A 20,818-nucleotide genomic window follows, 5' to 3' on the forward strand; every position below is an offset into this window, starting at 1 on the left:
GCGACCATTGGGTGTCGCGTTGTCAACGGAAGAACTATGACTGAGATGCTGGCTGCCATCTGGCGCTACCGGTTTTTCATCTTCTCATCGGTGAGAAACGATTTTCGCGCACGCTTCGCACGGAGCAGCCTTGGCGCGATCTGGATGATCCTCCAGCCGCTCGCGCAAGTGGCTATCTACGCGTTGGTCCTGTCCCGCGTGCTCGGCTCTCGCCTGCCCGGTACGGACAACAAATATGCGTATGTCATCTATCTGACTTCGGGAATCCTGGCCTGGTCGTTGTTCGTGGAGCTGTTGTCGCGTTGCCTTACCATCTTCGTGGACAACGGCAATCTGCTGAAGAAAGTGGTCTTTCCCCGCATCTGTCTGCCGTTGATTCTCGCCGGCTCGGCGCTGATCAACAACATGCTCCTTCTCGCGGCAACGCTGGGCGTGTTCGTATTGGTAGGTCATCCCATCGACGCTACTGCGCTTTGGCTGCTTGTGCTCGTACCGTTGACGCTGGCGTTTGCACTGGGTCTGGGGCTCGTCCTGGGAACGCTGAACGTCTTTGTCCGCGATGTGGCGCAGGTAATGAACGTCGTACTGCAATTGTGGTTCTGGCTGACTCCTGTGGTGTACATGCCCACCATCGTGCCCGATCAATTTCGCTCGGTGCTGAATGCCAACCCCATGTACTGGATCGTGAGTTCGTACCAAAACGTACTCCTGTTCCATAAGGCGCCGGATCTCCATCGCCTTGGCCTTGCGGTCATCATTTCGCTGGGCCTGCTCGCCATCGCATTGATGCTCTTCCGTCGTTCTTCAGCCGAAATGGCGGACGTGCTATGAGCGGTGATGTGTTGATTGTCAGGAACGTCGGTAAAGCGTTTCGCGAATATCCCACGCAGATCCTGCGTTTCTTGACGTGGATGGGCATCAAGGTCCGCAGCGTCAACGAGCATTGGGTATTGCGTAACGTGTCGTTTCGCCTGGGCCGCGGCGAGGCCGTTGGCATCGTGGGTCAGAACGGGGCCGGCAAGAGCACGCTTCTCAAGCTGATCACCGGAACGTTGAGACAGACTACCGGCGACATCATCGTCAATGGCCGCATCGCCGCCATTCTTGAGTTGGGAATGGGTTTTAACGCGGACTTGACCGGGCGGCAGAATGCTGTCCACACCGCTGGACTGATGGGCTTTAGCCAAGCCGATATCGCTCGCGTGATGCCCGAGATCGAAGCCTTTGCGGAAATCGGCGAATACTTTGACGAACCCGTACGCACCTACTCCAGTGGCATGCAAATGCGCGTTGCATTTAGCGTGGCCACGGCCTTCCGGCCGGAAGTGCTGATCGTCGATGAAGCGCTCTCGGTGGGCGACGCGTACTTCCAGCACAAGAGCATGGGTCGGATCCGCGAGTTCCGCAAGCAAGGCACCACGTTGCTTATCGTGTCGCACGATCGCACTGCTGTGCAGGCACTGTGTGATCGCGCCGTTTTGCTCGAGAAGGGCGAGCAGCGCATGGATGGGGATCCGCAGGCAGTAATGGACTATTACAACGCGATGATCGCCGAGAAAGAGAACAGCGCGATTACTGCAGTGCAATTGCAGTCGGGCAAGATGCAGACGATTTCGGGGACGGGCGAGGCGATCATCGAATCGATTGCCTTGTTCAACGCAGCCGGCGAGCAGGTCGAATTCATCAATGTGGGCGAAGCCGTTGACTTGCGCATACGTGTGGAGGTCAAGCGCGATCTTCCGCGCCTCGTGCTTGGCTATCTGATCAAGGATCGGCTCGGCCAGGACGTGTTTGGGACCAACACCCATCACACCGCTCAGGTCCTTCATGACGTCAAGGTCGGCGAAATCTTCGACTTCGACATTCGGTTTGAGGCGAATATGGGGGCGGGTGCATATTCAGTCTCCACGGCACTCGTCAGTACGGACACGCACCTGGTGAACAACTACGAATGGCGTGACCTTGCCTTGGTTTTCACCGTAATGAATGTGGATCGCACTTATTTTGTGGGCGCCACATGGATCCCGCCTCTGATTTCGGTCAAACAGTCATGACTATCGTTTCCTACGCACAGAATCAGGAAGACGTCATGCTTCATCGCGTACTGCGCGATGTGAGCCATGGTTTTTACATCGATGTCGGTGCCCAGCAGCCGGTAGTCGACTCGGTCACCAAGCTCTTCTACGAATTGGGCTGGCGCGGTATCAATATTGATCCGCTTCCTCAGTGGCATCGGATGCTTGAGGCTGATCGTCCGCATGATGTGAATCTTCAGCTGGCCGTGGGCGACACGGTCGGACGATTGTCGATTTTCGCGATTCCGGATACGGGCCTGTCGACGGCGGATCCGGAATTTGCCAAGCGCCATGCACAGGCAGGCTTTGACGCTGAAGAGATCGTTGTTGGCGTCCGGACGCTTGACGATATCTGTTCGCAATATGCTCCGCGCGAAGTGCATTTTCTCAAGGTCGACGTCGAGGGCGCCGAGGAAGGGGTTCTGCGCGGGTTTTCCTTTGACCGCATCCGTCCGTGGGTGGTTGTGGTCGAAGCAGTGGAGCCGGTCGCACAGAAGGAAGGAGACGGAGCGAGTGAGGCGGTGACTACGCATGAGGCGTGGGAACACCTCTTGCTGGATCGTGGCTATGAATTTGCCTATTGGGACGGGCTCAACCGTTTCTATCTTGCTGCGGAACGTTCCGAACTTCGTCCACGTTTCGACGCGCCGCCCAATCCGCTCGATGCCTTCGTGCGCTACAACGACCTGGCCAAGCACGAGCGGATTCTCCAACTGGAAGCAGAGCGTCGCGGCCTGGTAGATGCGGCGGAGATGGCATCGCTTCGCCAACGTCTGGGCGACTATCAGGGACTGGCCGAGAGTGCGCAGAACCGCCTCTACCGGATCGGAGAACTCGAACAAGAGAACGCGCGACTAATCGGCCGGATCGCTGCACATGACGAGCAGCAGGCAACGACCCAATCGATCATCGAACTGCTTCGCGAGGACATCGAGCGCGTTGGCAGATGGAGTACGGAGCGTGATCAGCTGCGCGCCGACCGCGAGCGCCTGCTCGAGGAAAACGGTCATTTGAAGGGAGAGCTGGAGCGCCGTCTGCAGGAGCTCAACCAGCGATCATCAGAGCTCGCGCAACGGACTGGCGAACTGGACGGCCTCCGCGTCGCCTTTGGCCAGAACGAAGCCAAACTCGACATTATCATTGGCAGCCGGTCATGGCGCCTGACCAAGCCTTTGCGCTGGTTGGGCCGTGCTATTCGCGGAGACAGCCGAAAGCGGTCGGCGGCGGACTCGGCTGGCCGGAGCCTGCCTAAGCGCGCTATGCGACGCCTGCTCTTCGTGGGAGCGAGGTTTCTGCGGCAAAACGAATCCGCGCGACGCATCGCGGAGAAAATGCTGGTCAATGCCCCGGGCCTGCGCGCCCACCTTGCTGCTTTTTCAAGGCACAACGCTCCCTACATCAATCCAGGAGCCGCCTCCTCAAGAATGACTCTTGCTTCCAGCTACGCATCGCCGGGCCGATCGCCTGATGTATCAGCCATTTATGCCAGGATGCGTGGCGTGACTTCATCGACAAAAGACCCTCGCCCATGATCCGGTCGATGAGGAAGTCCTTGCCATGAAGATTGTCATCGATTTGCAGGGCGCACAGAGCGAAAGCCGTCACCGAGGTATTGGTCGCCATACGGCTGCCCTCGTGAAGGCGTTTGCGCGCGAGGCGGCGGGCAAGCACGAACTCTGGATTGCTGCCAACGGGGCTTTGGGACACATCGAGGCCGTGCGGGAGGCATTCAAGGAATACGTCCCGCAGGAGCGCATCGTTTCGTTCTCCATCCCAGGCCCAGTGGCGGCAATGGATGCATCGCATGCGCCGATGACCGACGTCGCTGAACTGTTACGGGAAGATTTCCTGCGCGGACTGGAGGCAGACATCGTCTGGTGCAGCAGCCTGTTCGAAGGCTGGGTAGATGACAGTGTGACGTCCATCGGCCGTCTGCCCACCACGGCGGCGGGAGCGGTAACGCTGTACGACCTGATTCCGCTCTCGGATAAGGTCAAGCATCTCGCCAACCCGGCGGTTCGTACATGGTATTACCGCAAACTAAGCCAACTTCAGCGCGCAGATATCTTGCTGGCCATTTCGGACTATGCAAGAGAGGAGGCGATCGAACTTCTCAACATCGCGCCTGATCGTGTCCACACCATCTCGAGTGCTGCCGACGATTGCTTCCGTCGAATGACCGATGAAGAAAAGGAATGTTCAAATCGCCGCCTCGGCATCGACAAGCCGTTCGTCCTCTATATGGGCGGATACGACAGTCGCAAGAACGTCGAGCTGTTGATAAGGGCGTTTGCCGCGCTACCCAAGGAACAGCGCAGCAGCCGAACGCTCTTGCTTGCCGGCAAGATAGCAAGCGCTCAGGAAGCCGCATTGCGTGCGCTCGCTTCTCGTCTCGGAATGGGATCGAAGGATGTCGTGTTTACGCGCGATGTGACTGACGAAGACTTGGCCGCGCTCTACAACCTTTGCTCGCTCTTCGTCTTTCCCTCTTTGCAGGAGGGTTTTGGCCTGCCGGTACTGGAAGCGATGGCATGCGGTGCTCCGGTGCTTGCTGCGAACGCGACCAGCTTGCCTGAGGTCATCGGGCGCGAAGAGATGCTGTTCGACCCGGTGGATGCCACGGCGCTCGCGGGCAAGATGTCGGCGATCTTGGCAGATGAAAGTCTCGCCCAGGCTTATCGTGCCCATGGGCTGGCCCAGGCACGGAAATTCTCGTGGGAAGCCAGTGCAAAGCGCGTGCTGCAGGCCTTCGAATCTAAGATTCCCGCGCCTGCGCGACCCGCCGCTACGAGCCATGCGGCGAACGCAAAGCCCCGCCTGGCCTTCATCTCTCCTTTGCCGCCTGAGCGCACCGGCATCGCCGATTACAGCGCAGAGTTGCTACCCAGCCTCGAGCGCTACTACGACATCGAGGTCATTGTCGACCAGAGCGCTGTCGACGATCCGTGGGTTGCGGCGAACTATCCAGTTCGCGATGCCGCCTGGTTCCGAAACCATGCGCAGTCGTTCGACCGCGTGCTGTATCAGTTCGGAAATTCTACATTCCACCTTTATCAGCTGGATCTGCTCAAGGAATTTCCAGGTGTAGTCGTTCTGCATGACTCTTTCGTCGGCGCATTGAGCCAATGGCGTGCCGTACATGCCGGTGGCGATCATGAATATCTTCAACGACTGTATCGATCGCACGGTTACGGTGCGCTCGTGGCCGATCGCGACCAAGGGCGCGCATGGACGATCAAGAATTTCCCAAGCAGTTGGGAAGTGATTGAAAACGCTTCTGGTGTTCTTGTTCATTCGAAGTACGCCATCGACCAGGCACAGCACGCCTACGGAAGCGACGTGGCGCGAGAGATGCGCCGGATCGCATTTCCCAAGCATCGCAGGGCGAGTGCGCGGGAAGAGTCGCGCCGCGCGCTTGGGCTAAGTTCAGAAGATTTCGTGGTGTGTAGCTTCGGAATGGTCGCGCCAACCAAGCTCAACCATCAGCTCCTTGCCTCTTGGCTAAAGAGCACGCTGGCGAGTGACGTGCGTTGTCATCTGGTATTCGTCGGGGAAAATCACGGCGGGGACTACGGCAGCGAGCTGCTCGCCACGCTTGGTGCAAGCGGCGCGTCGGATCGAATCCGAATTACAGGTTTCGTCGATCACGCGCAATATCACGCGTGGCTGGAGGCATCGGATGTCGCCGTTCAATTACGTACCGAGTCCCGAGGCGAGACCTCCGCTGCGGTATTTGACTGCATGGCGCAAGGGCTTCCCATCATCGTCAATGCACACGCGACGTTCGCTGAGCTAGATCCTGAGGCGGTGTGGATGCTGCCCGATCTTTTCGAATGCAGCGAGTTGGTTTCTGCCCTGGAAACCTTGTATGCCGATCCGGCGCGCCGCCTGGCGCTTTCTGCGCATAGCCGCCGCGCTATCGATACACGTCACCATCCTTCTGTTGTCGCGGCTGAGTATCGCCATGCCATGGAAGAGTTCGCCTCGCGCCATTTTCTGGCGCGCGAAGGCGAGCTGTACCGGAGATTCTTGGGCGTCGCTGATTTGGGCGATAACCAACTTTGGGACGTCGCCGCAACCATGCAGGCGAATCGTCCGAAGCGCGGCAAGTCCAAGCTTTTCGTTGATGTGACTGCGGTCGCCAGAAATGATCTGAAGACCGGAATTGAAAGAGTGACGCGCAACATCGCCCGAGAGCTGCTCAATGCAGACTGCGGCGACATGCGCGTTGAGCTTGTTCGCTTTCAGGACGGCCACTACGTCTACTGTCGCGACTATGCATGCCAATTGCTTGGGCTGGCTGACCTGCGCTTGCCGGCTGAAGTGATCGATGTGTCGCCTGGCGATATTTTCTTTGGCCTCGACTGGGTAGCCGATGTGGTGCCTAGCAATCGGGCGCTATACCAAACTTGGCGAGATCGTGGGGCATCGGTTTATTTCCTTGTATATGACCTGTTGCCCGTCCTCCGTCCGGAGTTCTTTCCTGCTGGCATCGACAAGATGCATGGCGCCTGGCTGACGGGTATCGCTGCTTGCGCTGATGGCCTCATTTGCATCTCCAAAACGGTGGCCGATGAGCTGCGTAGATGGCTAGACAAGCGCGGTGTCGTACGGAGCCGTGCGCTCAGCATCGGCTATGCCTACTTGGGCGCCGACTTGGATGCTCGCGCACCCTCGTCGGCCCCTGCTCTGGCATCCGAGCAGGTGCTGGCCGTGCTCGATGGCATTCAATCAACGCCGACCGTGCTAATGGTGAGTACGATTGAGCCGCGCAAGGGGCACCGCCTTGCCCTGGAGGCCTTTGAGGAGCTGTGGGCCGATGGTCGGGACATCAACCTGATCATTGTGGGCAAGCTAGGCTGGATGATGGACGACGTCGGCAAGCAGATACGAACGCATGCTATGTATAAGCACCGGCTTCACTGGCTGGCAGGAATTACCGATCAGGAACTGCAAACGCTCTATCAGTCTGCAGAGGTGTTATTGGTGGCCTCTGAGGGCGAGGGATTTGGCCTCCCGATCATCGAGGCCGCATTGAATGGCGTGCCCGTGATAGCGCGCGACCTTCCGGTATTCCGGGAAGTTGCCGGCAATGCAGCGCATTATTTCAAAGGCGACAAAGCCAAGGACTTGGCGCAGTCGATTCTTGACTGGTTCCAATTGAAGAAGGACGACCTTGCGCCCATGCCGATGGCCATTCCGCAGCTCTCCTGGCAGGAGAGTGCGCAGAGCATGAAGGGAATGATGAGCGCAGGCGAGCATGCGAACTGGCTTTATCGGTGGCGGCCTGACGAAATGTCCACTCCGATGGTCGGGTCGTCCGGTTTCGTGCTTGATATGTCTCAAGCTTCGCCGGAACTACTGCGGCAAGGCTGGTCGGCCCCCGAGTCGTGGGGACGCTGGGCAGTGGGCAGCACGTCGGTGCTCAATGTAGACGTAGAAGCGCAAGAGCGGTCCGAACTGCAGTTGGGCATGGTGGCGCGGGCATTTGTTTCGGCCTCCCACCCGCAGCAGTCCTTCGAACTGAGGATCAACGGCACGTTCGTGGGTTCATGGGACCACGCATATGGCGAAGACTTCAAGGAGCAGTGCTGGACGCTGCCCGCGCTTCCTGCAGGGCACTCCACGCTAGAGCTCGCCTTGGTACAGAAGAATGCCGTCTCGCCCCAGGCGCTTGGCGAGTCGTCAGACACCCGCCAGCTCGGCCTGGCGGTCAAGGAAATCGCGTTCAATTGGGTAAAGAGTTAGTGCCCAAGTCTGTGATAATTTTGAGCATTGAGGCTTAATTTAGGGAATCTTTGACAAGGGCCTCGGGGAGGGCTGGACCATGATCCACCTTGCCTGCGTCGAAGATCGTGTCAGCAAATTAGAGAGTTGAAAAGCATGAAATCTGCACTGATCACCGGAATTACCGGCCAAGACGGCGCTTACCTGGCAGAGCTGCTGCTGCAGAAGGGCTACAAGGTCTACGGTACATATCGCCGCACTAGCTCGGTCAACTTCTGGCGACTCGAGGAACTGGGAGTCGCCGAGCACCCGAATCTTTCGCTGGTCGAATTTGACCTGACGGATCTGGGTTCGGCCATCCGCCTGCTCCAAACCAGCGGCGTGACCGAGATATACAATCTCGCTGCGCAGAGCTTCGTGGGCGTTTCGTTCGACCAGCCCGGCACGACAGCGCAGATCACGGGTGTCGGTGCGCTTCATCTTTTGGAAGCCATCCGCATAGTCAATCCAAGTATCCGGTTCTACCAGGCGTCGACGTCGGAGATGTTCGGCAAGGTGCAGGCCGTGCCGCAAAAGGAAGACACGCCGTTCTATCCGCGCAGTCCTTATGGCGTCGCCAAGCTGTACGCCCACTGGATCACGGTGAACTACCGCGAGTCGTACGGCATCTTCGGTTGCAGCGGCATCTTGTTCAACCACGAATCGCCGTTGCGGGGTCGTGAGTTTGTAACCCGCAAGATCACGGATACCGTAGCCAAGATCAAGCTCGGCAAGGCAGATCTGCTTGAGTTGGGCAACCTCGACGCCAAGCGTGACTGGGGTTTTGCCAAGGAATACGTCGAAGGCATGTGGCGTATGCTGCAGGCTGACGAACCAGACACCTTCGTTCTGGCGACCAATCGTACGGTGACCGTGCGCGACTTTGTCGCTTTGGCCTTCGAAGCGGCGGGCATCAAGATCCGATGGCAGGGTGAGGCCGAGCAGGAAGTGGGCATCGACGAGGCCAGCGGCAAGACGCTCGTCTGCATCAACCCCAAGTTCTATCGTCCGGCCGAAGTGGATCTGCTCATCGGCGATCCGGCTAAGGCAACCAGCAAGCTTGGTTGGAAACCGGAAACCAAGCTCGAAGATTTGTGTCGCATGATGGTTGAAGCCGATATTCGCCGGAATGAACGTGGCCAATCCTTCTGATGTGAAGAAACCGATTGCCCTGGTTACCGGTATCGATGGGTTCACCGGGCAGTACGTCCGGGCCGAGCTGATCGAGGCCGGCTTCGATGTGGTTGGCCTTTCGCACGAAGCGGGCCCAGGCGTGCACGCGGCCAATCTATGTGATCGAGAGGCCGTGGCCGCGGCAGTTCGAAAGGTGCAACCCAGTGTGGTCGTGCACCTGGCGGCTATAGCCTTCGTGGCGCATGGTGATGCGGACGCGATCTATCGCACGAATGTATCGGGTACGCGCAACCTACTCGAGGCCCTCGCCGCGTTGCCGCAAACACCGCAGGCGGTTCTGCTGGCCAGCAGCGCGAATGTCTACGGCAACAGCGAGATAGAGCTGTTGACCGAAGAAACCGCCGTGGCTCCCGCAAACGACTATGCGGTCAGCAAGTTGGCCATGGAATACATGGCCAGGCTTTGGATGGATAAGCTGCCCATCATCCTGGCCAGGCCCTTCAACTACACGGGCGTAGGGCAGAGTGAGAAGTTTCTCTTGCCTAAGATCGTCAATCACTTCCGGCGGCAGGAGCGCACCATCGAGCTGGGCAATATCCAGGTGGCACGCGACTTTCAGGATGTGCGGTTCGTGGCCAACGCCTATCGGCGCCTAATCGAGTCGCAGGCCGTCGGCGAGATCGTCAATATCTGTTCGGGCGTTGCACATTCGCTCACGGACGTTGTTCGCATGCTTGAGGATATGGCTGGTTATCGGATTGATATCCGTGTCAACCCAGCCTTCGTGCGTGCCAATGATGTTCTCAGGCTGCGCGGCTCCAATGTGAAACTGGAAAAGCTGATCGGATCGCTCGACATCATACCGCTCGATCGGACGCTTGCCTGGATGTACAGCGCCTAATGCGGCGTCCAACGAAGTCGGGAGAGCACCATCCATGACCCTTAAATGTTTCAAGGCTTACGACATCCGCGGGCGACTTCCCGACGAGCTAAACGAAGAGATGGCACAACGTATCGGCCACGCTTACGCCGAAGTTGTAGGGAAAGGTGAAGTCGTCGTCGGCTATGACGTGAGACTTAGCAGCCCTTCCTTGGCCAAGGCTTTGTCGGCGGGTTTGACTCAAGCCGGTTGTGACGTGATTGATATCGGCCTGTGCGGTACCGAGGAAGTTTATTTCCAGACGGCCAATCGCGGCGTGGCTGGCGGCATCATGGTGACGGCTAGCCATAATCCGATCGATTACAACGGCATGAAGCTGGTGCGCGAAGGTGCGCGTCCTATCAGCGGAGATACGGGGCTGAGGGATATCGAGCAGCTCGTCGAGGAAGGACGGTTTGCCAGCGCTTCCAGACTGGGCGGCATCCGGCAGGATGTGGATAAAAGTGCCTATATTGCCCATCTTTTGAGCTATGTGAACGTTTCCAGCCTTAAGCCGCTGCGTATCGTTGTCAACGCTGGAAACGGCGGCGCGGGCTTGATCGTGGATGAGTTGGCGAAGCAGCTCCCGTTTGAATTTGTTCGCATTTGCCATGAACCTGACGGTTCGTTCCCCAATGGGATTCCCAATCCGCTACTGCCCGAAAACCGACAGGCGACGACGGACGCGGTCGTGGCGGCAAGGGCTGATTTTGGCATCGCCTGGGATGGGGATTTCGATCGCTGCTTCTTCTTCGACGGCGACGGTAGTTTTATCGAGGGTTACTACCTTGTTGGCCTGCTGGCTGCGCAGCTGCTTGAGAAGCATCCTGGGGAAAAGATCATCTACGACCCGCGCCTGACATGGAACACGATCGACATGGTCCAGGGCAGCGCAGGCATCGCCATCGAAAGCAAGACCGGACATGCCTTCATCAAGGAACGCATGAGGTCGGAAGATGCGATCTATGGCGGCGAGATGAGTGCACACCACTATTTTCGCGATTTCGCCTATTGCGACTCGGGGATGATTCCTTGGTTGCTCATTGCCGAGAGAATCAGCAAGACGGGCTTGTCGTTGAAGGAGATGCTGAGCGAGCGTATCGCTGCTTTTCCCTGCAGTGGCGAAATTAATTTCCGCGTCGATGACGCGGCAGCTACCGTGGCGCGCGTGGTGGCTCACTACGCCGAGGCTGGCGCTCAGATCAGTCGCATCGATGGCGTGAGCATGGCGTTTGACCACTGGCGCTTCAATCTTCGGTCTTCAAACACTGAGCCGTTACTTCGACTCAATGTGGAATCCAAAGGCGACCTGCGCCTGATGCAGGCCAAGACAGAAGAGCTGCGTCAGTTGATCGAGACGCCATGACTGCTTCCAGGGGCCAGTCCGTAGAACTGGTCCCTGATTCGGCTCTTAGGAATCGTGGCGTATTTCAATCGGCAAGATGAAGCCTGATCCGGCATCGTGATCCACAAACCACGCGTTTTGCTCCTGCACCAACGATGCCTGGAGCAGATAGCTGCCTGGCGTCGAGGGCGATCGAATATGCATGGGTACGATCGCCGCTAATGAAGGTTGGAGATCCTCAGGTAAAGCTGTTCGGAGTCCGTCGGCGACCTCCATACGGCCCTCGGAAGATAGCCACCGATAGGACACGTTCACGGGGTTCCGCCCGGTGGAGGGCCATTGGGCAACCCCTCGATTGATAGCCCAAACCTGCAATAGTGTGTCTACTCCGGGTTTTAGCGAAGACACGGGGGCCATCGGCTGCATCGAGGCGCGGAAATCAGTCAGTGTTTCGTTGAGAGTGCCAAACGAGCCCGCGACGCCGGTGGGCGCAATCGACGCATCGGCGGTCCACGCGGAATCGGGTGTCAGGCCGGCTAAATCAACCGAGGCATCCATCATCACTCGGCCGATGAAATGCCCCACGGCGGTGCTGGGTACCTCAAGCGCGCCCGCCCGTTCCAACCAGTGATAACACCCATCAAGGTGGGTCGATCCGCGTACGAGCGCCGCATCGAGTCGGTAGTGGCCGCATCCGAGTCGATTAAGCAAGCTGAACGTCACCTCATAGCTGCCCGGCTGAACCGAATAACGCTGACCCAGCTGCAAAGAATTTGTCCCATAGACCAAACCGCCACGTTCATCTTTGATGGCGATGCCAATGTTGAGCTCATCGACGGCCTCATGAGCTAGAAAGCGTACTTTGATGGTCAAACGCTCCCCAGCCATCGCGGCGTGTGCGCCAAGCATGGCGCCGCAGGTATCGATTCCCAAAATTTCGCAGCGGCGATCACCGAATTCCAGCGGCGTGTCCGCTTCCCTGGCGGCAATCCCGGCAAATGGCGAGGGTGATGCGCATTGCTCCTTCATGGCCGTGTCGGTGGAGGCGGCGCACCCAATTGCTTGCCCCAGATACCTTCGGCGATCCTTGCGGAATCGCATAAGCGCGTACTGATAAAGATCCAGCTCAGGTTCGAGAAGTCGGCGTAGCGTATCGCGTTGCCGGGAATTGAGCTCTTCCAATGCAAGACGTTGGGATGTCGAGTTGGAGCGCGGAAGCGATTTTGGGGGCCAGCCGAATTCTGCACAGAGCATCAAGGCAAAGTCCTCGAGCTCTTCTTGGATTCCCACTGCGCTGAATTCGTCGATGGCGGTGCGGGCGGCCTGCAAGTGTTCCTCAGTCGTTGGACTGGCGGCGCGGTCCAGGCCCAACGGGCTCAACATATCCAATTGAACCAAGGCGCCTGTGCTGGCGGAATCTCTACATTGGTTCAGCACATCGTCAAAATTGGAGAGCTGCAGCGCGGTGTCAATTACACGACTGGCATTGTCGTGTTTCTTGAAGAAATGCTCCGACAAGAATCGATCGAGGGGATTGCGTAGCACGGTCACGCAATAGCGATCATTGGGCAGTCGGTCGCCTTGAAAGGCAGCGAAGTGTCCGCTGATCACCGGCATGTGCTCCCACTGCAAAAGCGCATCGCGGAGCTTCAGGCCGGTTATGGGCTTGGAGACCAGGCCCTCGCCAACTTGGGCGACAAAAAAGTGGCGAAGTGCCGTACCGCCCGTCCTTGGAAGATGGAAATGTAGGATGTCTCTCATGGTCGGCCGCAAATTCTTGCTGGGTCGCAATGACATTTCTATGAATAAAATATGACAGAAACGTAGGGAAAAAACCCACTATGGAGCGTGGCTTTCGCGTATTCGCGGAATCGACCAGCGCTTCGGCTAAATAGAGAAAAACCTGAGGCTATCCGGGTTGTGCCCTCGACGGGCGGCCGGACCCATGGGGAGGCAGGGCTCTGAGCCGAGCCACATTCACCTGAGAGGATGCGGTCCAGCCCAAGAGCAAGGCCCTAGACCGTGGAATTCGCCGTATAGAGACGGGCAGAAGCTCAAAAGGTTGACACCTTCCGCAGAAGACAAGAATCGCGCGGCCTAGAACGAGAGGGCTGTCACAATCATTTGGCTGACACAGGCACCAGTCCGAACCGCGGGAGGTCTTACGGCGCGGAAAATCTGAACGTTCGGCAGACAAGGCCCTGGCACAGCGCAGAGGCAGCCGCAGCCACTAGTGGCGGATCGGAAAGCACGGTGAGTGAGCGAACTGGCATTCGGCACGGCCGCGCGCAGCCGGGTACCGAGCGACCATTGACGAGTGACGGTGGCGCGCGCTGCCCTCTGAAGCCGATTGGGCTCTAGTCGCTATCACATCAGGGCGGCGGCCAGTTGAGGCCGGACTTCAACCTTCGGGAAGGCGATGTATCACCCTGTGCCTAGCCGCAGGCGCCAAGTCTTTGCCGGTCAACCCGCAGGACTCGATCTCGTGCGATCGCAGCGCCAGCCAACGCCCTCCTGGATCACACACAGCTCATACTTGTCGACGGCACCCTCGGAGTAGGGGAGGTTGAAGCGTATGGTCTGAGTGCTGCCAGGCTTTAACGGGATAGGAAAATCGATTCGGCCAGCATCGTTTTCAATTAGCTGAGAATCACGGTCCAATCCGTGGATTCCCAATCGTACCGGTAGGCTGCCAAAGGAACTCAGCGCAGCACTGCCTAGGTTCGTTACCGAAACTTCCTCGCTACATCCGGACTTGGCCAGACAACGGTCAAAGCGCGCTTTGGACAGGCTCACTAGGATCGATTCCTTCGGCACGCTCGAATCAACCAGCATGGCGAGCATGTCCTTGTCTCGGAGTAATTGGGCATAGATATCTTTGTCGAAGATCATCACCTGGTACTCTCCTATCCTGAGCTCCGACACATTCTTGCCAAACTGAAGCTGGATCATCTCGCGAAGCGCGGGCGTTGACTCCGAGTCTGTCAGCAGCAAAGCCGAGCGCTCGCATGCGCTCAACGCTGGTCCGCGATAACTATGATGCGGTTGGGCGCGAACGAAACCAGAAACCTCGACCGGATAGAACATCACTCCGAAGTTGCCAGCTACTGTATTGACATAAGCGCGCCAATACGAGGCAAGGGCAACACAAACGCCGTTGCTCTTGAGCGTATCGACCATCTCGATGCGCTGCTTATATGCTGCGCTCTGCACGGCTTCCACGGTTCGTCCTGGCCAAGCCCACAGGCTTGAAATCGTCAGCGCGTAGACTAGAAAGACAAATGCTGTGCTTCGAAGCACATGGAGTTGCTGCGCCAGCCGGCCGGCGGCCTCCAGGAAGAACGGAATGAAGCACAGCATTCCAATCGTTAGATAGCGCATCTCTCCGTAACCGATGAATAAATTCTGCTTCGTCACCATTGCGCTCATCGAGATCGCGCACTGAATCAGGCCAAATGCCAATATGAAGCACTTGCCGGTCGACATCTTTCGAAGTCCGAGAAGAGCCGCTAGTGGACCGATCACAAGGCCAATGGCTATGAGGCCCGCCGCATATTTGACGGCGATCTGCAAGCCAATGAACTGGCGCGAATCCACCTGTGGCTGCAAGTACTCAATCCATGCCTTGGGCATGACAAGCATTCGCCTGATCGATTCCATCGGCGACAGAGATGCCATGTTCACTGCTGAGTCAAAGTTCATGACTTTGGGAAGCAGAAAAACATAAAAAAACACACTGCCAACGATGTATCCCACCAAGACGTATGAAACCGGGCCGAGAAATAGCGTGCGAGCGACGGATTTGACCGATCTGGCTTGACCTTTGACTACCGCGGTAAAGACCCATGCAATGAGCAAGGGAAGCACGAACTGGACAAGCGTACGCTTAGGATTTGATATGGCTAATATCGCCGCCAGAACCACGCAAGAGGCAAGCGCAAGCTTGGTCACTCTCGTGAGTGTTGGTCGAGTGATCAGCAGGCTTGCCGCGAGCAACGCAAAGCCCGAGTACGTTGAATAGATCCCCTGGGCTATTGAGAATTCCAGGTTTGCGGCGGAAATGCCCGATGCTAGGAACACCGTGCTGAGTAGCGGGATCTCAGGATATTTCCACTCGACGCTGGTGCAAAACTTATAGAAACACCCGAGTAGAAATAGATAGCCAATGAAGCTCGATATCGCGTTGGCAAGAAAACTGTCTTGGACAAAATGGCTGACAATCAAGTTGACCGAGTATGGCGTTGCAAGAAATAAGTCGCCATTGGCGTACACCCAGTCCGTCACCATGAACCGATGTCTCGCGTTCGCGATCTCGACAAGGACTGATCTGATGGCGTCATCGCTGCTGAAGGCGTAGCGGAACTGGGTCACCAGATAGGTGGCAATCAGGCCGATGCAGGCGAGTAGTGCGATGAAAAGGGCGGCCCGACTAATTTTATTCATATTTTTTAGTCCCTCGATGGCTTTCACGCTCTGTCGTGGACTCTACACCTGGAACAAGCGAACCCGTTCGGTGATGCTTGAGCCGATGTTCCCCGACGGCACCTCACTCCCGGCATAGTCTTCAGGATAGGCCTAAGAATGTCGACTCCTTCTTTCGCGCCGGGCTCAACGACGCGGGCGGGCAGGCTAGGCTCGAGGGGATCCCGGGAAAGGGGGGGGGCTGAGAAGGCTAAATCGGCGAGTTGCCGGAGCAGCTTGGCTTGGGAATAGTTGACACGTCAAAGATTGTGTGTCGCGAGCTGCGCATTGAGGAGACGTGCCGGGGATGGAGCCGAGGCGGAGTACTCAGTTCTCTCCGCGAAGCCCATGAGCACGCTCAGCGATGGCCCGCCGACCACAACGGCGCGCTCTCCGAAATAGTCTCGACAGACTGGTATTTGCCAAACCCCAACTGCGAATCCAACAAGACGAACTGGAAGCCTCTTGTTCTGCCAGACACGAATTTATGTGAGGTTGACGCGTGCGCAAGAATGCGGCGCACGTCTAACTCACTCCATAAGGAAGTCGCTAACCATGCAACCGAATTTGCGTTCGTCGGTTGGCACGGTATAGAGCAAAGGCGCAGTCAAGGTGATCACTGACGTGACATCACGAGGGATGGTAACGGCTATTTTATGCCAGCCATCTTCGCTAGCGCCTTGCGTAGCGGCTTGAATCTCTATGCCGGTGATGCTCAGCTCTCCATAGGGACACCTGTAGCTGAAGATCACTCGGTTCGGATGATCCGAGCTTCCTGGCGTCGCCAAGATCAATGAAGTAGTTCCGGCCATCCATCGAAAGGGTGTCTTTCCGGCATATGCCTCGCGCGAGTACCAACCGAACATCTCCTCGACGCCGGGAGGCGGTACGGCTTCAGAGCCGCCTGAAGTCAAAGAAGCGTTGTGGCGAATGGCATCCACGTAGTTTTGGCTGTCGAAATGTTCGGGCGCCAACGCGGGATCGACGATTTCATACAGCACGACGCCGGAGTCTTCGCGCAGACGGCGTAGCGCGGGATTTGCGTTCAGCATGGCGATCACAGATATTGAAACTTTTGGCTCATACGCGGTGTTATGAGCCAATAAGTAACGTACGCCACGACGACGAAGATCGGCTAGAAAGCTGCTGGAGGCTTCGCCGTAATTCAAGGGACGCGCACCCGAATAGAATTCGGCCCAATCCGAAGGAAAGGTCGAGCTGTGGCCGTTGATCATTCGCAGGTCATTGGTCAAAGCAAAATACTGGAAAGTGGTGCCGGCGTAGTTGTCTGCCTCGCGCCGGAATGGGATGCCAAGGGCCGATTCGCTGGCGCCTTTTATGGCTGCGTAAGATTGATTATCGGTTTCAAGCGTGGTCATCGACACTGCTGAAAATTTGTAGTCAACAGCGATCAGTAAGGTCAAGAGTACCGCTAGTAGCAGGCGTCCACGCTTGCCACGAATTCGCGCGAACATTGCACTTGCAAATAATGCCGACAATACGGCCGCGCAGACCCCGACGATGGGCATAAGGCGTCCCGGAGTTCGGGACGCGTTTGCAAAAGGTACATACTTGAATAGGGCTTCGTACAGCGGGATGCCGGTGGCGCTGTCAAAGCTCAGTCCAAAGGCGAGAGCGTACGAAACGACAAACAGCCCGGCGGCGTATATGGCAGCATAGTAGATAACGGCATCAGACCGATGTTTTCGCATCCACGCTATATGGATGATGCCACCTGCCGCGAAAAGGCCCGCTAAACCGGAGTAGACGGTTTTCTCGATCCCATTCCACCGGGTGAACAAGTTGGCAAACTCGGGGCTATACAAGCGGAGTTGGTCCCATTTCTGGCCCGAGGCCAGTCCGCTGGCATGGAGTACCCCTTTGACGTGGAATACATATAGCGCCGTTAACAGGAGCGGCAGAGCAGCAGCGGCCGCCATCCCGCAGAGTTTGCGCCAATCAGGCCAAGTGAGGCGCACTACATACAGGGTACCAACCAGGAAGGACGGGCCGAATAGCAGTAGCGTCCAGTACAGCATCGCGAAGTTGGCCGTGGCCAATAGCAGGATTACGCTCGCGAATGACCCGGCGTACCACCAACTGCCTGCTCTTAACAGCCGAATGAAGAGGAAAAGCGCCAATGGCAACAATGCCATATCGGTGGCATAGAACATTTCGCCGAATAGAAATCCTACCCGAAAGGGGAGGAGGGAGATAATCGCGGCAGCGATTAATCCGGCTAGTCTTGAACCGCTTACTTCGCGTCCAAGCAAGTATCCGAACATGCCGCACAGCGCGAAACTAAGTATCGCCATGGCGTTGAAAGCCGCGATGGGACCGATGGCCAGAGCCAAGAGCGAGACTAGTGTCGCAAACGGCAGATATATCATGCCGTCCACGAAAACCTGACGCTGACTTAATGCGTATTGATAACCGGAATAGAGCAGTGGTTTGCCGCGCTCGAAATTATAAAACGGGAGCGTGTGCCGGTAATACGCCTCATACTGATCTCCAGGCGCCATATGCCCCACAATGTTTCCACCAACGCCCGCCGGTATGCCGTCGAAGAAGTGTTGCAGGAAGATTGGACCTGCATACCAAAGGCCAATGGCCATAAAGAGCAGGGCAATCCAGAACATGTCGGCCGCTGTCGTCATGCGGCTCCAGGTGACGCCCGCTGCGGCTGACGTGGTCGAATGCGGCTTCATGGAGTTCGGTCCTTCGTTCTCAAACGGAATTGCCTGGTCTTTTTTTCACGGATTATCGGCCGGGCCCATAGCGAAGCAAGCAGGGCGTGGTCCCTGACTACCGAGCGCGGGACGCTCTGTGTCACGTGTATAAGCGCGGGACCGGCGGGCGGGGCATCTGATTTGCAGGCCCGCTATGGCACGAAGCAAATGATCCAAAACCAAGTTAAGTACAGCCTAGGCAGCGCGCTCGAATTCTTGTCGCCGTCGGCATTGGAATGTTCTACTTGCTTTCGGCTTAGGAAAGCGCTTTTTCACTTACCATGACGGCTAACGAATAGGGGACTCTTAGCAGGTCATGTCGCACGCTAACTTTCTTGTCGGCGTAGCTGGCCGGTACAAGGCTGAGATAGCCATCGGCGGTACGAACATGCTGGCCACGATCGCGTCGTATCAGCTCTCGCGCAATCATCGCCTGGCCGGGCGCGAACACGGGATCAACGGTGATTACACGCCCGCCAGGTGCTAGGCGCTCATGAATTCCTGCCAGAACGCGTTTGGCGACTTCGTCGTTAAGGTGGTGCAGCACGCCGTAGGCGATCGCGTGCTCACACGGAGGCAGGTCGTCGGCAGACACTGTACTGAGGTCGGCGCATTGAAAGCTGCAATTGCCGCGTCCGGCATAGCGCCGCTTTGCCGCCGCTATATATGCCTCAGATAGGTCAAACCCGTAGTAGGTGACGGTCGCAGGCAGGTAGTGGAGCAATTCCGCAGTACCACAGCCAACATCCAGGATGGATTCGCCGTCCTTGGCGCCGATGACTTCTTCACAGATATATCGGCGAGCGCCATTTACACCCAGAAGGGACTGAAGTCCGTCGTAGATCCTCGGGTCGGAGAGTACGCGTCGCACTCCCGTGAGTACCTGATCCACACTTGCTGCCTTTGTGTTCATAGAAGCTCAGTCATTTGGGTTGCGACGATCGGTCCTTTCCTTTGCTTTGGAGCTAGCCGGCTCGCATGATCCAGCGGGAAAGGGAAAAAGTAAGAGGAATAGTGACAGCGACAGCAATGGCGTATGCGATCGATGGCGGGATATGGATCCACTGCACTGTTATACGTAGAAGGACAAAGGATATGACGAACTGAACCAGATACACGAGCGGAAACCGAATGGCCGATCGTGGGCTCATGGCCACCTGAAAGACGAAGCGCGAACTCACGAAATAAGCGAGGGCGATGCCCGCTACGTAGGACGCTACATAAGCGATCTCGTAGCTAACAATGAGTAAAAGCGCCAGATAGAGGCCATAGCTGAAGATGGCGCAGACACCTCGGGAAATCACGAAGCGCAGAAATTCGCTCTTGTGAAAACCCGGGGAGCGCCACGGAAGCCTCCGCTCCATAGCCAGGCGGCATTGCGTCCAGTTCATGCGGACAACTCACTGGACGGATCGTGCCCTGCGGGAGCTCGTGCTACCTCCAGGACTACATAGCCAGGACGTTTATAGGCCGCGTTCATTAGTTTGCCGACATATTCCCCCAGCACGCCGAGAATGATGAGCTGGATCCCGCAGGCAAACAGAACAACTGACATCAGCGATGTATAACCCGGGTTTTGAACTGCACCGGTCAATTTTCCATACACAAAGTAAATGATGGATAGGAAGCTGATGCCGGCGAGTCCCAAGCCTCCATAGGTGGCCATACGAAGCGGTATAAGCGAAAACGTGACGAAGATATTCGCCGCATGGGCCATCAACTTCTTGAAGGTATATGCACTCTCGCCGTGCTGGCGCTCACCGTGGGGGACTTCTACCGATCGTGCATTGGCAGTGACCCACGAAAGCATGCCGTCAATATAGGGTTTGCTCAAATCAAAATTGTTTAGCTGTCGCGCTATCGAATGATGGATGGCGCGGAACGAGCAGTAATTCTCGTTTAGGTCAGGGAAAGCGCGCTTTAAAGTCCAGCGCATGAGTTCAGACGACCAATTGCGGTAAGCCGCATGGGTGCGCTGGACAAAGGCTCCATAGACCAGCGGATAGTCGGCATCCCCTGCCTCGATCAGCGTCGGTATCGATTCGGGTGGGTGCTCAAGGTCATCATCCATGGTGATGATCCATTCCCCGCGCGCACGCGCGATGCCACACATGGTGGCGGCGTGCTGGCCAAAGTTTTTGCTCAGCCGAACACCGAAGACATGCGGATTGTTTCGTGCGAGGTCCCTGATGACGGGCCACGCCTCAGTTGGTCCGTTGTCATCGACGAGTATGATTTCGTAGTTGTCCTTGAGAGTTGCGCCCACTCGTTGGCAAAGTTCAGGGAGCGCCTTTGTACCTCCGTACACGGGCACGACAACGGAGACGCTTGGTGTCGTGCCACTGTTTGCTTTACTTGTGCTCAAAGCTTCACCTGAAACGATCATGAT

13 protein-coding genes are annotated in these 20,818 nt (G+C 57.1%); 7 read left to right on the forward strand and 6 right to left on the reverse strand.

Annotated elements, in window-relative coordinates; all coding sequences use genetic code 11:
• The first annotated feature begins 36 nt into the window (after nt 1-36).
• From AC1DMY_RS00810 to AC1DMY_RS00840, 7 genes are all read left to right on the forward strand, one after another.
• Nucleotides 37-831, forward strand: a complete 795-nt coding sequence (locus AC1DMY_RS00810) for an ABC transporter permease (RefSeq protein WP_477163155.1) — start codon at nt 37-39, stop codon at nt 829-831.
• Complete coding sequence (locus AC1DMY_RS00815) at nt 828-2,054, forward strand: ABC transporter ATP-binding protein (protein ID WP_477163156.1); 1,227 nt, start codon at nt 828-830, stop codon at nt 2,052-2,054. The genes AC1DMY_RS00810 and AC1DMY_RS00815 overlap by 4 nt, the downstream gene beginning before the upstream one ends.
• A complete protein-coding gene (locus tag AC1DMY_RS00820) occupies nt 2,051-3,607 on the forward strand; it encodes an FkbM family methyltransferase (protein ID WP_477163157.1) in 1,557 nt (518 codons plus the stop codon). The genes AC1DMY_RS00815 and AC1DMY_RS00820 overlap by 4 nt, the downstream gene beginning before the upstream one ends.
• Before the next feature lie 25 nt (nt 3,608-3,632).
• The gene (locus AC1DMY_RS00825; protein WP_477163158.1) at nt 3,633-7,823 is read left to right on the forward strand and encodes a glycosyltransferase; all 4,191 of its coding nucleotides are present in this window, start codon (nt 3,633-3,635) and stop codon (nt 7,821-7,823) included.
• A gap of 135 nt (nt 7,824-7,958) precedes the next feature.
• Nucleotides 7,959-8,993, forward strand: coding sequence for a GDP-mannose 4,6-dehydratase (gene gmd, locus AC1DMY_RS00830; RefSeq protein WP_477163159.1), 1,035 nt, complete (start codon nt 7,959-7,961; stop codon nt 8,991-8,993).
• Complete coding sequence (locus AC1DMY_RS00835; protein WP_477163160.1) at nt 8,971-9,876, forward strand: GDP-mannose 4,6-dehydratase; 906 nt, start codon at nt 8,971-8,973, stop codon at nt 9,874-9,876. The genes gmd and AC1DMY_RS00835 overlap by 23 nt, the downstream gene beginning before the upstream one ends.
• 34 nt (nt 9,877-9,910) lie before the next feature.
• Nucleotides 9,911-11,260, forward strand: coding sequence for a phosphohexomutase domain-containing protein (locus AC1DMY_RS00840; protein WP_477163161.1), 1,350 nt, complete (start codon nt 9,911-9,913; stop codon nt 11,258-11,260).
• A 45-nt stretch (nt 11,261-11,305) separates the two neighbouring features.
• Here AC1DMY_RS00840 and AC1DMY_RS00845 read toward each other — a convergent pair whose 3' ends face one another.
• The 6 genes from AC1DMY_RS00845 to AC1DMY_RS00870 all read right to left on the reverse strand — a co-directional run bounded on the left by AC1DMY_RS00845 (nt 11,306) and on the right by AC1DMY_RS00870 (nt 20,815).
• The gene (locus AC1DMY_RS00845) at nt 11,306-13,000 is read right to left on the reverse strand and encodes a Wzt carbohydrate-binding domain-containing protein (RefSeq protein ID WP_477163162.1); all 1,695 of its coding nucleotides are present in this window, start codon (nt 12,998-13,000) and stop codon (nt 11,306-11,308) included.
• 702 nt (nt 13,001-13,702) lie between these two features.
• Nucleotides 13,703-15,709 carry a DUF1304 family protein gene (locus AC1DMY_RS00850; RefSeq protein ID WP_477163163.1) on the reverse strand — a complete coding sequence of 669 codons (2,007 nt, stop codon included), beginning with the start codon at nt 15,707-15,709 and terminating at the stop codon, nt 13,703-13,705.
• Nucleotides 15,710-16,230: 521 nt separating this feature from the next.
• On the reverse strand, nt 16,231-18,408 hold the full coding sequence (locus AC1DMY_RS00855; protein ID WP_477163164.1) for a hypothetical protein: 2,178 nt from the start codon (nt 18,406-18,408) through the stop codon (nt 16,231-16,233).
• A 277-nt stretch (nt 18,409-18,685) separates the two neighbouring features.
• Nucleotides 18,686-19,321, reverse strand: coding sequence for a class I SAM-dependent methyltransferase (locus AC1DMY_RS00860; RefSeq protein WP_477163165.1), 636 nt, complete (start codon nt 19,319-19,321; stop codon nt 18,686-18,688).
• A gap of 73 nt (nt 19,322-19,394) precedes the next feature.
• Nucleotides 19,395-19,820, reverse strand: coding sequence for a GtrA family protein (locus tag AC1DMY_RS00865; protein WP_477163166.1), 426 nt, complete (start codon nt 19,818-19,820; stop codon nt 19,395-19,397).
• The gene (locus tag AC1DMY_RS00870; RefSeq protein WP_477163167.1) at nt 19,817-20,815 is read right to left on the reverse strand and encodes a glycosyltransferase family 2 protein; all 999 of its coding nucleotides are present in this window, start codon (nt 20,813-20,815) and stop codon (nt 19,817-19,819) included. Before AC1DMY_RS00870 ends, AC1DMY_RS00865 begins: the two co-directional genes overlap by 4 nt.
• Nucleotides 20,816-20,818: the final 3 nt, after the last annotated feature.

The organism is Dyella sp. 01L423, from assembly GCF_056399945.1.